6 protein-coding genes are annotated in these 12,222 nt (G+C 65.6%); 3 read left to right on the top strand and 3 right to left on the bottom strand.

Annotated features, from left to right (window positions below; translation table 11 throughout):
• Both AC07PE_RS10300 and AC07PE_RS10295 read left to right on the top strand, forming a co-directional pair.
• A complete protein-coding gene (locus tag AC07PE_RS10300) occupies nucleotides 1-1,404 on the top strand; it encodes a family 8 glycosyl hydrolase (protein ID WP_498763855.1) in 1,404 nt (467 codons plus the stop codon).
• A 91-nt stretch (nucleotides 1,405-1,495) separates the two neighbouring features.
• Nucleotides 1,496-3,043 (top strand): M48 family metallopeptidase, encoded by a 1,548-nt coding sequence (locus AC07PE_RS10295; RefSeq protein WP_498763853.1) that lies wholly within the window; start codon nucleotides 1,496-1,498, stop codon nucleotides 3,041-3,043.
• On the opposite strand, the gene AC07PE_RS10290 is transcribed toward AC07PE_RS10295, so the two are convergent.
• Genes AC07PE_RS10290 through AC07PE_RS10280 form a run of 3 tightly spaced genes read right to left on the bottom strand, consistent with a single transcriptional unit; the run spans nucleotide 3,021 to nucleotide 8,627 of the window.
• Complete coding sequence (locus tag AC07PE_RS10290) at nucleotides 3,021-4,106, bottom strand: SGNH/GDSL hydrolase family protein (protein ID WP_498763851.1); 1,086 nt, start codon at nucleotides 4,104-4,106, stop codon at nucleotides 3,021-3,023. The genes AC07PE_RS10295 and AC07PE_RS10290 overlap by 23 nt on opposite strands.
• Nucleotides 4,106-6,982, bottom strand: a complete 2,877-nt coding sequence (locus AC07PE_RS10285; RefSeq protein WP_498763849.1) for a TIM-barrel domain-containing protein — start codon at nucleotides 6,980-6,982, stop codon at nucleotides 4,106-4,108. The genes AC07PE_RS10290 and AC07PE_RS10285 overlap by 1 nt, the downstream gene beginning before the upstream one ends.
• A 28-nt stretch (nucleotides 6,983-7,010) precedes the next feature.
• Nucleotides 7,011-8,627: a GH35 family beta-galactosidase gene (locus tag AC07PE_RS10280; RefSeq protein WP_498763847.1), complete on the bottom strand. Its 1,617-nt coding sequence runs from the start codon at nucleotides 8,625-8,627 to the stop codon at nucleotides 7,011-7,013.
• Between the two features lie 511 nt (nucleotides 8,628-9,138).
• On the opposite strand from AC07PE_RS10280, the gene AC07PE_RS10275 reads away from it, so the two are divergent.
• Nucleotides 9,139-12,204 (top strand): TonB-dependent receptor, encoded by a 3,066-nt coding sequence (locus tag AC07PE_RS10275; RefSeq protein ID WP_498763845.1) that lies wholly within the window; start codon nucleotides 9,139-9,141, stop codon nucleotides 12,202-12,204.
• The last annotated feature ends 18 nt before the right edge of the window (nucleotides 12,205-12,222 follow it).

Here is a 12,222-nt window from a genome sequence, read left to right as displayed (position 1 = left end):
ATGATAAGGAAAACTCTCCTCGCCACGACCGTGGCCGCCGCGCTGGCCTGCAGCATGCCCTCTTATGCCGCGGCCGGCGCCTACGCCTCGCAGCGCTACCCCAACCTGTTCGCCGAACGCCTCGGCATCAAACCCGAAGAAACCCACCGCAGGATAGAACGCGCCTTCCAGCAGTTCTTCCATGGCGACGGCCAGGAAGAACGCGTGTATTTCGAGACCGGCGCCAACGCCGACGGTCCGCTGGCCTACATCACCGACTGGGCCAACAACGACGCCCGCAGCGAAGGCATGAGCTACGGGATGATGATCGCGGTCCAGCTGGGGAAGAAGCGCGAGTTCGACGCGCTCTGGAACTGGTCGAAGACGCATATGCTGACCACCGACCCGGCCAATCCCTCGCACGGCTACTTCGCCTGGTCGATGAATACCGACGGCAGCCCGCGCGCCACCGGCGCCGCGCCGGATGGCGAGGAATACTACGTCATGGCGCTGTATTTCGCCGCGAACCGCTGGGGCAACGGCAAGGGCATCTACGACTACCGGGCGGAAGCCGACAAGATCCTGCGCACCATGCGCCACCACCCGATGGCGAGCGGCACCACGCCCCTCCGCATCCATCCGCAGGACCCTCCCTTCGTCGAGCCCGACCAGCCCTGGCCGAGCCCCAACAACCGCAGCGAACAGGCGCTCGCCGCCCAACAGGGCAAACCCTGGCCGCCCCGGCGCCCGCCCCACGCGCCGCGCCAGGTCACGGTCGGCCCGATGGTCGACGAGGCCAGCCACATGGTGCGCTTCGTGCCCGAGACGAACGTCCCCGGCAGCGACCCGTCCTACCACCTGCCGGCCTTCTACGAGCTGTGGGCGCGCTGGGGACCGGCCGAGGACCGCGCCTTCTGGGCGCGCGCCGCCGAAGTCAGCCGCAACTATTTCGTGAAGGTCTCGCACCCTGTCACCGGGCTGGGGCCGGACCGCGCAGACTTCGACGGCAAGCCGCTGCCGGGCTGGGACGGCAGCCCGGGTTCCTTCGCCTACGACAGCTGGCGCACCATCAGCAACTGGTCGGTGGACTACAGCTGGTGGGGCAAGGACCAGCGCGAACGGCAGCTGAGCGACCGCCTGCAGGCTTTCCTGCACACGCAGGGGCTGCAGTCCTTCGCCGACCGCTACACGCTGGACGGCCGCCCGCTGTCGACCCGGCATTCGGTGGGCATGCTGGCCGGCGCCGCCGTCGGCGCGCTGGCGGCGGCGCCGGGCCAGATGCCGGACGCCTTCCTCAGAGAGCTGTGGAACACCCCGATGCCGGCCGGCGAACAGCGCTACTTCGACGGCATGCTCTACCTGATGAGCATGATGCACCTGGCCGGCGAATTCCGGATCATCGGGCCCGGCCGATCCGCTCCTTGAGGAGTATCGTTTTCGCAACGCTCGCCGATTGCGCCCGGACGGCTAGGGGAGATACGATCGCTGGTCAGCCATACGCATTCCGGGAGCCTAAGTGGAAATCGACCAATTCAAGAACATCGTCGCCCGCCTCGAGCAGGAAAGCGCCGCCGCACCCGGGCAGTACCGGGTCAAGGTGGCGCTGCTTGCGCTGCTGGGTTTCGGCATCCTCGCCGTGGTGCTGGCGACCATCGGCTTCGGCCTGGTCGCGCTGGTGGGCATCGCCGGCGCCCTGGCCTTCACCGGTGGCGCGGCGCTGATCCTGCTGCTCAAGCTGGGCAAGCTCCTGTTCCTGCTGGCGATTCCCCTGTGGTTCACCCTGAAGTCGGCGGTGCAGGCGCTGTTCGTACGGCTGCCGGCCCCTGACGGCCGCGAGATCACGCGCGAGCAGGCACCCGCCCTGTTCGAGGCCCTGGACGACATGCGCCGCAAGATGTCCGGCCCGCGTTTCCACCATGTGCTGGTGGTGAACGACATGAATGCCGCGGTGGTGCAGCGGCCCGCCTTCGGCCTGGTCGGCTGGCCCCGCAACTACCTGCTGCTTGGCCTGCCGCTGCTGGAATGCCTGGCGCCGGACGAGGCGATGGCGGTCGTGGCGCACGAGTATGGCCACCTGGCCGGCTCGCATGGCCGCTTCTCGGCCTTCATCTACCGCCTGCGCCACACCTGGGCGACGCTGCAGGCCTATCTCGACCACTTCCAGGGCTGGCTCGCGAAGCTGGTGGTGCCGCTGGTGCGCTGGTATGCGCCCTACTTCAATGCCTACACCTATGTGCTGGCCCGCGCCGACGAATACAAGGCGGACGCCGCCTCCGCCGAACTGGTCGGTGCGCGCAGCGCCGCGCATGCGCTCAAGCGCGTCAACCTGGCCGCGCCGCATTACCAGGAATACCTGCAGGCGACCTACCGCCGGGTCGGCGACGAACCGGCGCCGCCGAAGGACCTGATGCACGCCTGGGCCTCCCTGGCCCTCACCGGCGCCGGCGACGAGAACCGCACGCGCTGGCTGAGCGAAGCCCTCGACCGCGAGGGCGACGTCACCGACACCCATCCGACCCTGCGCGCGCGCCTGTCGGCACTGTCGAAGGACCCCGACATCCTGCAGGCATTGCCGCCTTCGGTCGACGGCAATACCGCCAGCCAGGCCTGGTTCGGCGCCGCCCTTCCCGCGCTGCGCCAGGAACTGCAGGATGGATGGGCCGCCGGCGTCGCCCAGGGCTGGGCCGAACGCCACGCGGAAACCCAGGCCCAGCGCGCCCGCCTGGCCGAGCTGAGGGAGATGCCGGAACGCGACGCCGAGCGCGAGCTCGAGATGCTGCGCCTGGCCATGGACCTCGAGCCCGATACCGACCTGCGCCAGGCCTTCGCCGATTTCAACGCCGCCCATCCGGGCAAGCCGGTGGGCCTCTATCTGGAAGGCTGCCTGCGTCTCGACAAGGGCGAATACGAAGGCCTGGCCCTGCTGGACCGGGCAATGGAGCTCGACCCCGATGCGGTCAAGCCGGCTTGCGCACGCGCCTATGCCTTCCTGACGGAGCGCGGCGAGACCCAGCTGGCCGAGGGCTACCGGGCACGCTGGCTCACCAGCCCATCCGCTCCCTGATGAAGCTGGCCAGCTTGGCGGCGTTATCCTGGTGCTGCCGCACCCGCGGGTGCTGGCCGTAGCCGGTGAAGTCGAAGAACAGGGTGTCGATACGCTGTTCGCCGTCCTGCCTGCGCATGCGCTCGACGGCCGTCTTCACATAGCCCGGCCAGGGCGAGCCGGCCCTGGTCGCTTCCATGCTGCCCAGCGCGCACACGATATAAGCATTCGGGTAAAGCTGGCGGATGCGCTTCACGAAACCGCGGTAGGCCTCGATGCGCTGGTCTTCATCCGGCTCCGGCTGCAGTTTGTGGTCGCGGCCGATCAGCCAGCTGTCGTTCTGCAGCAGGTTGATCACCACCACCTCCGGCGTCCAGCGCGAGAAATCCCAGCGAGTGTCGTTATTGCCCACAGCGCTGAGCTGGTCGTAGAAGTCGGGCATGGTGAACGGGAACCAGCTGATCATCAGGCCGATCCCGCTTTGCGAAGTCAGATGCACTTCCGCATCCAGCTTGCGGGCCGCGATCGACGCGTAGGTCATGTAGCTGTTCTTCTCTCGCACCAGGTCGTCGCGGCCGTTCAGCGGCGCTTCGTTGCCCGCGCCGCTGGTGATCGAGTCGCCGAAGAACTCGATCCGGTGCCGTGGCCGCGGTGGCGGCGGCAGCAGGGTGGCGCCCTCGTCCAGCTCCAGGCCGCGCAGCACGGTCGCGCCCTCCTCCCCTTCGCTGCGCTTGGTGACCAGGAAGCTGTGCCGGCCCGGCTCCAGCCCCTGCGCGACCAGGTAGCGCTTGCTGCCTTGCGCGGCCTCGATGATATAGGGCGCAGTCTCGACCCCGTCGATGAAGACGTTGAAGTAGTTCTTCCCGTACTGGTCGTCGAGCGTCAGGGCCAGCGAGCTGCCGGTGAAGTTGCCGGCGATCGAGCTGTTTGGCCAGGACAGGCTGGGCGCCGCGGGGGTCGAAAAGTCGATGCGGCCGGTGTACTGCAGGTTCTTGTGGTCTGGAGCGATGAACGTGCCGGCCAGCGCCTGGCCGCCGGCCAGGGCCGACAGCAGCAGCGCGGCCAGGAAGGTCCGCCGGCCCATCACAGCGTCACCGCGACCGGTTTGCCGTCGTAGCTGACGGCCTTGTCGAAGGCATCCAGGTCGGCGGCAGGCGCCGCGCCCGGGCGCAGCAGGCGCACGCGGAACTCGCGCTTGAGCGGCATGCCCTTGTACTGGCCGGCGCGCTCGCCGATCGTCACCGTACCCGTGCTGTCGTCGTAGCGCACCGGAATCCGGCTGTACTCGCCGCGCGCGTAGGCGTTGGTCACGCCGTCGTCCTCGTACAGACTGGTTTCGCCGCTCGCGCCGGCAACGACCTGCAGCAGGATGGGCGCGTCCGGCTTCTCGTCCACGTACTGGGTCACCGGGCCGGTGGTCAACACCGCGCCGGCCTTCACGAACAGCGGGATCCGGTTCAGGGGCGCCTGCACGGTCACGCCGGCGCCGCCCTGGTAACGCTCGCCGGTATGGAAGTCGACCCAGTCGGCACCCGCCGGCAGGTAGACCTGGCGCTCACGCGCGCCGTAGCTCGTCACCGGGGCCACCATCAGGCTGGGGCCGAACATGTACTGGTCCTTGATGTTCTTGACCTTGTCGTCGTGCGGGAAGTCCATCACCAGGCCGCGCATCATGGTGCCGGAATTGAAATGGGTGTCGGACGCCATCGTGTAAATATAGGGCATCAGGCGGTAGCGCAGCTTCAGGTACCAGACCATGGCGTCGCGCATCGCGTCGTCCCCTAGAGACAGGTTGTAGATCTCGCGCTTGACCACTTCGCCGTGCGAACGGAACAGCGGCGAGAAGGCGCCGAACTGGAACCAGCGCAGATTCAGCTCGCGCCATTCCTTCATATCTTCCGGGTTCGCGCCCTTGCTGCCGGTGCTGCGGTTTTCCTGGGCCGAACCGACGTCGCCGACCTGGTAACGCGTCTCCTGCGCATAACCGCCGATGTCGTGGGTCCAGTTCGGGATGCCCGACATTGAGAAGTTGACGCCCGAGGCGATCTGGTCGTACAGGTTGTTCCAGCGGCTGACCGTGTCCCCGCTCCACACCGCCACCGAATTGCGCTGGATGCCGGCGAAGCCCGAGCGCGACAGGATGAACTGGCGGGTGTCCGGCTGGTCGCGGCGCAGGCCCTCGGCCATGCCGCCCGAATGCACCAGGCTGTAGGGGTTGAAGGTGACTTCGCCGGCGCCGTAGACGGTGGGCCCGATCAGCTTCTTGAAGTCTTCCGGGCGGGTGTTCGACAGGATGTCCGGCTCGGTATTGTCCATCCACCAGGCGTCGAAGCCCAGCTTGACCAGCTTCCTGATCTGGCGGTAGTAGATGTCGCGCGCTTCCTTCGTGTAGGGATCGTAGTGGCTGTTCTTGTAGCCCGGCCCGACCCAGTCGAGGTCCCCGTTCTCCACGTTCTTCGTCCACATGTGGCCCTTGGCCGCGAGCTCCTTGTAGTTGTCGGTATTCGCGTAGAACTTGCCCCAGATGGAGATCATGATGCGCGCGTGCTGCTTGTGGACGGCGCCGACCATGCCCTTCGGATCCGGGAAGCGGGCCTTGTCGAAGTCGTGCGAGCCCCAGCCGTTCTCGGGCCAGTAGAACCAGTCCTGCACGATGTTATCCAGCGGCCAGCCGCGCTTGCGGTATTCCGCCACCGTGTCCAGCAGCTGCTGCTGGGTCTCGTAACGCTGGCGCGACTGCCAGAAGCCATAGGCCCACTTCGGCATCATTGGCTGCTGGCCGGTCAGCTGGCGGTAGCCGGCGATCACGCGGTCCATGTTGTCGGCGCTGATCACGTAGTAGTTGACCGCCTCCGCGATTTCCGAGGACATGGTCAACGAATGACGTTCCGGCGCCGGCAGCGGATTGTTGTGGGTGATCGCTACCATGCCGCTGGTGGTCTTCCACTCCAGGTGCATCCTGACCGGCTTGTTCTTTTCAAAACGAAGCTCGAAATTGTGGTACCACGGGTTCCAGCCCTGGCGCCAGACGTCCATCACCTGCTTGCCGTCGACGGACAGCGTGGCGTAGTCGGACGAATACAGCTGCATCTTGTGCACGCCCGGCTTGTCGCTCTCCATCGTGCCGTCCCAGACCACGCGCGCATCCTTGATGTCCTTGAGCGGCGGCAGTTCCTTCGGCCAGTTCTCGGCCACGTCCTTCAGGTACTGGTAGGCGATGTCCTTCTCGCGGCGCGTGAGCAGCAGCTTGTCGCCGCTGTAGTAGCGCGCCGTCAGGCCGCCCTTCTTCCCCTGGTCGTCACGCAGCGTCAGATCGCGCGACATCCACGCATAGGGCGTGGGGTCGCCGAAGCGGCTGATGCCGTTGTTATCCCACAGCAGCCCGTAGTTCTTGTCCGAGACCACGAAGGGCACCGAGGCGATCATGTTGTGCTGGGCCAGCAGCACGTCTTCGCCGTTGTAGTTCATCTGCGCGTTCTGGTGCTGGCCCAGGCCGTAGAAAGCGTCGCCGGTGCCGTGATTGAAGCCTTCCTTGACCGCCAGGTAGGGCTTGCCGCCCACCGTGACCGGCTTGATGCTCTCGGCGGCCTGCACCAGGATAGGCTTGCCGGCAGCGTCGAAGAAGGACACCCGGCCATCCTTCAGCGAGACCGCGGCGGAGATCCTGCCGGCCTTCAGCAGCACCGCCTGGTCCTTGCCGAGCCGCGATGCGGTGACGTCGAAGGCGCAGGCGCAGGGCGCGGCCACCGTCATCAGCGAGGGCGTGAGCGTCTTCGAGGGCGCGTCGAGCTTCAGCACCTGGATGATGTTGTCGCTCATCAGATTCAGGCGGACCAGTTTCGCGGCGCCCCGGTCGGGTTTCACCTCGATGCCGGTGGCGGTCTTCTGGTAGCTGCCGGCCAGCGCCTGGGCGCCCGCGGACAGCAGCAGCACTGCTGCCGCGACTTTCGTCATGTGCATGTGTTTCGTCTCCTGATTTCGGTATGTTTTATTGTTTGACCGTTCCCATCCTGACCCTCAGGACGGTCGGCGTGGCCGGCAGGTTCAGGCCGTAGTCGGTCTGGTCGCCGTTCCAGTTGCGTTCCATGATCCAAGTGCCGGCGGCGTCGAAACGCCCTTCCTCGACGCGCGCATACGCCGTCATCTTCCCGGCCTTGCCGGGGCCGCCGGACAATTTGACGCGCGCCTGCTGCCCCACCAGCACGAATTCGTCGGGGCCGGTCTGGGCGATGGCGACGCCGCCGCCGGGGGTGGCGGTGCCCTCGGGATAATCGTCGGCCTTCATCCAGCTACGTTCGCCGAACTGGAATTCGCGGAAGGAGACCGTGGCCTGCCACCCGTCCAGCGCCACGCTCTGCGGCGCACGGTCGTCGCCTTCCGCGACCCCGTGGGTGCGGCCTTCGAAGGCCCAGCGCGCCCATTGCCGCTGCATGGGCGCGAAGGCCCGGTACACGGCCGCGAAGGGCTCGACCATGCGGCGGTCGGTGTGTTTCGAGCCCAGCGGGTAGTTGCTGTAGCTGGCGTAGTCGATGCCGAAGGGCGCCACGCCCAGCGCGCCACGGCCCAGGATCTGGTAGACGTAGCGCGCATAGCCGGCGGCGTTGCCCATTTCCGGCACCATCAGCGCATTGTCCGGCCGCTGGTAGCGCTCCAGGTTGGCGCTGACCTTGACCGACTCCGGCATGTAGATGTCCGGCGCGGCAAAGTCGATGTGCGGGGCGGCCGCCTTGTAGATGCCTATCGTGTCCCAGGTCGGGCCGCCGCTGGCGAAGTCACTCTTCCAAGGTGCCGCGGGCGCGGGCGGCGTACCGGGGTCGCGCAGGGCATTGTTGACGTACATCGGCAGGTCGTAGACGGCGCGTCCGGCTTTCGCGATCTCCTCGATATAGCTGGCGATGGCCCAGGTGTGGAAGTACTGCTCGGCGTAATCGCCGTACACCTCTTCCCAGCTGCCGGCTGCCTTGCGCCCCGGCGCGGGCTGCTGGCGCGCCAGCACCGCCGCCGGCACCGGCTGCGCGAACGCGGCCTGGGCGCGGGGCGCGTAGTCGCGCACCAGTCCGTAGGTACCGACTTCGTTCTCGACCTGCACCATGATCACGGTCCGCTTTTCGGCGTCGATCTTGCGCAGGTGCGCCATCAGCGCCACGAAGGCCTTTTTATCGGCCGCCAGCGTGGCGTCGCCGAACGGCGACAGGCAGTAACTGGGTTTGCCGTCCTTGTCGAGCATGCGCGGGAAGCGCCGGTTGTCCAGCTTGACCCACTCAGGCGCATAGGACGGCCCGGTGTTCTTCCAGGTGCCGAACCACAGCAGCACCAGCCGCAGCTTGTTGCGGCGCGCTTCGGCGACCAGGGTGTCGACGTAGCGGAAGTCGAAGCTGCCCTCGCGCGCTTCGATCTGCTCCCAAGCCACCGGAATCTCCAGCGTGTTGGCCTGCGCGTCCTTCAGCGCGGCCCAGACCTTGGGCAGTGCGCCCGGGTAGTTGCTGGAGTTGTGCGCCTGGCCGCCCAGCACCAGGAAAGGCGCGCCGTCGACCATCAGCGCATGGCGGCCGTCGCGCTCGACGATGCGCGGCAGCTCGGCGGCGCCCGCGGCCCGGGCGGCCATCGCAACATGAACAAGGGCCAGCCCCAACACGAGTTTCCTGTGTCTCAAAATTCCTCCGATGTGAGTGTCCGGGACTGGCCGGCGCCGGCACTGCTGGCAGGCTCTGCAAATATCCTAAGCCAGCAATATGAAATATTGCAAGACAAATGTTCACGCTAACACCAGTTTTCGAGCCGACTGTTTAGTCCACCGGCACGGTCCGGCCAGAATAAGAAAAACCGCATGAGCTGTTCTGGTGCGCTGCCAGGCGCTGCGCCTCAAGAAGTGGCACAGCTGTTTCAAAAACCTGAAACCGATTTCGGCTCTATAGGAAAACCGATGTCAATGATGATCCGCACCTGCACTTTTTGAGTGCATTTCCTGGCCAAGAGTGTTGTGAAATCACAAAAGTTATCGTGTGATAGGCTTTCCAACTAACTTATATGGTAGCGTATAACAACCAGTGTTAGTCACTAAACGCTGCACTGGGTAGTGCAACCTGCTAGATAAAAAACATATATCAGGAGACATAGTGAGCAAGTTCCAGAAAACCGCGATCGCCACGGCGGTCGCACAGGTTGTCGTGCTGTATACCAGTGCGGCATGGGCCCAGACGGCGGATACCACCGGCACCGAGCAGGCGCAGGGCAAGAACCCCAACGTCGTGGTGGTGAGCGGCCAGCGCGCCGCTCTGCAGTCCGCACAAAAACTCAAGCAGGATTCCGACGAAGTCGTCGATTCGATCGTCGCCGAAGACATCGGCAAGCTGCCCGACCGTTCGGTCACCGAGGTGCTGCAGCGTATCGCCGGCGTCACCATCGACCGTAACATGGCGGGCGATCCGAACCGCCAATCCGTCGAAGGCTCCGGCGTGTCGGTGCGCGGCCTGACCTATGTGCGTTCGGAGTTGAACGGCCGCGACGCGTTCGCGGCCGGCGGCGGCCGTTCGCTCGGCTTCGCCGACGTGCCGCCCGAGCTGATGGCCGGCGTCGACGTCTACAAGAACCCGTCCGCCGAACAGGTCGAAGGCGCGATTGCCGGCCTGGTCAACCTGCGCACGGCCATGCCCTTCGACTACAAGGGCTTCAAGGGCGTGCTGGGTGCGACGGAAACCTATTCGACGCTGCTCAAGGGCGCGCCTTCCCCGAGCGGCACCCTGCTGCTGTCGAACCGCTGGAACACCCCGTTCGGCGAATTCGGCGCCCTGGTCGATCTCGCCCACACTAAGAGCCCGACCCGGTCGGACGGCGTCGGCGTCGACCCGTACTGGCCGCACGTGAATTCGACCGATCCGAAACTCTACGACCGCGCCAAGACGCAATGGATTCCGCTGGGCGTGGGCTACCGCTCGCAGGACTTCGACCGCGTCCGCCGCGGCGACTACGCCGCCTTCCAGTGGCGCCCGGTCAAGGACCTGACGGCCGGCCTGACCTACTTCCGCACCCGCTACAAGGAAGACCTGGACGAGCACGTGGTCGCCTCGTCCGAGGACAAGTGGTACCAGCAGGTGCCGAGCGCGGACTCGGTCTTCGACAGCAACGGCGTGTTCCAGAGCGGTACGATCTCGAATCCGACCTATAAAGGTTCGCCGTTCAACAGCTCGCAGCGCATCAACTCGCGCTATAACACCACCGCCGACACCGCGCTGAACGTGCAGTGGCGCGTCACCCCGAGCCTGACCTGGACCAACGATTTCCAGCATGTGCGCTCGACCACCGAAGGATTCGACGCCGACGTCTCGACCGGCTTCATCATGCCGAACCAGACGCTGGACATGACCGGCAAGGTCCCGCTGATCACCCTGGGTTCGCCCGCCTACATGGCCGACCCCAGCAACTACTACTGGGCTTACACCCAGGAAGCCCTGGACCGCGCCACCGCGACCCAGAAGGCGTGGAAGTCGGACGTCAAGTTCTCCTTCGACGACCCGGTGCTGCGCGACATCCGCTTCGGCGTGCGCATGGCCAATCGCGACGGCGAGAACAACAAGGCGCAGAAGTTCTACAACTGGCAGGCGATTACCTTCCCGTGGATGGAAGGCTGGCAGATCCCCCACGTCGCCCGCCTCAACGATCCGCGTTTCGCCGGCGGCGCTTCGCTGCAGACGATCGACAACTTCTTCGACGGCAAATACAACATCCCGCCGATGCTGTTCGCCGATGAGGCCACGGTGCGCGGCTTCCCCGAGCAGTGGTCCAAGATCCACGCCTACCATGACGTGCTGTGCAAGGAACAGGGTTCGAGCTGCGATCCGTGGAAGCCCGCGAGCTTCGCCGATCCGGCCGCCACCAACACGCAGAGCGAGAAGACCCGCGCCGCCTATGCCCAGCTGCGCTTCGGCTGGGACAATCTGAAATACCCGATCGACGGCAACATCGGCCTGCGCTACGTGAAGACCAACAACACCGGCAGCGGCTATGTCTCGTACACGCCGCCGACGGTGAATCTGCCCACGGACGGCACGCCTGTACAGGGTCAGGACAAGCTGGTCAACATCGCCGCGTTCGCGCAGCGCATGGCGGCCGAGAACTCCTACCACAACTGGCTGCCGAGCCTGAACCTGCGGATGAAGTACAACGACCAGCTGCAGTTCCGCTTCGCCCTCGCCAAGGCGATGTCGCGTCCGGACTTCGGCCAGCTGCAGGTGCAGACGACGCTGAACGCGCAGAACCTGTCGACGACCACCAAGGACGCTGCAGGCAATACGACCGGCGTGCGTTTCGACGGCACCAGCCTGACCGGCACCAGCGACGGCAACGCCTACCTGAAGCCGACCACCTCGACCAACGTCGACCTGACCGCGGAATGGTACTTCGCGAAAGCCGGCTCCCTGACCTTCTCGGCCTTCAACAAGGACATCAAGGACATCATCACGACCCAGGCCTATACCTACACGGCCAACGACGTGAATGGCAAGCCGCAGAACTTCACCGTCACCGGTCCGGTCAACGGCGCCAAGGGCTTCGCCCGCGGCTTCGAAATCGCGCACCAGCAGTACTACGATTTCGTTCCCGACTGGCTGAAGGGTATCGGCACCCAGGCAAGCTGGACCTACGTGTCGAGCCGCCGCACGCTGAACAATCCGGTGTTCGACGCGTGGTGCCAGGGTAGCGACGCCTCGGCGAACTACAACCTGTACATCAACGGCTGCGACACCGATGGCCGCGTGTTCGGCAATACCCCGCTGCAGGGTCTGTCGCGTCACACGATCAACCTCGCGGTCATGTACGAACAGCACGGCCTGTCGATGCGCATGGCGTACAACTGGCGCTCGCGCTACCTGTTGGGCGTGAACCAGTGGGGCAGCCGCGGCAACAACGGTTTGAACACCAACCCGAATGCACCGGCCGACAAGTTCCTGATCCCGACCACGACCAGCGACCAGGCATTCGGCCTGCCGCTGTACCAGGCGCCGTACGGCCAGCTGGACGCGTCGATCTTCTACGACTTCACGGACAAGTTCCGCGTCGGCCTGGAAGCCACCAACCTGACCAACTCGTACACGCGCCAGATCATGGAGCAGCACGCGGGCAACTTCACTCGCCAAGTGTTCATGAGCGGTCCGCGCTACACGGTGGTGGCGCAGTACTCGTTCTGATGTGAGGTGATTCGATAC

This window comes from Telluria sp. GW821-FHT07G12, assembly GCF_059418525.1.
Note: the sequence above shows the minus strand (reverse complement) of the source record. Positions and strands in the feature narration are given on the sequence as shown.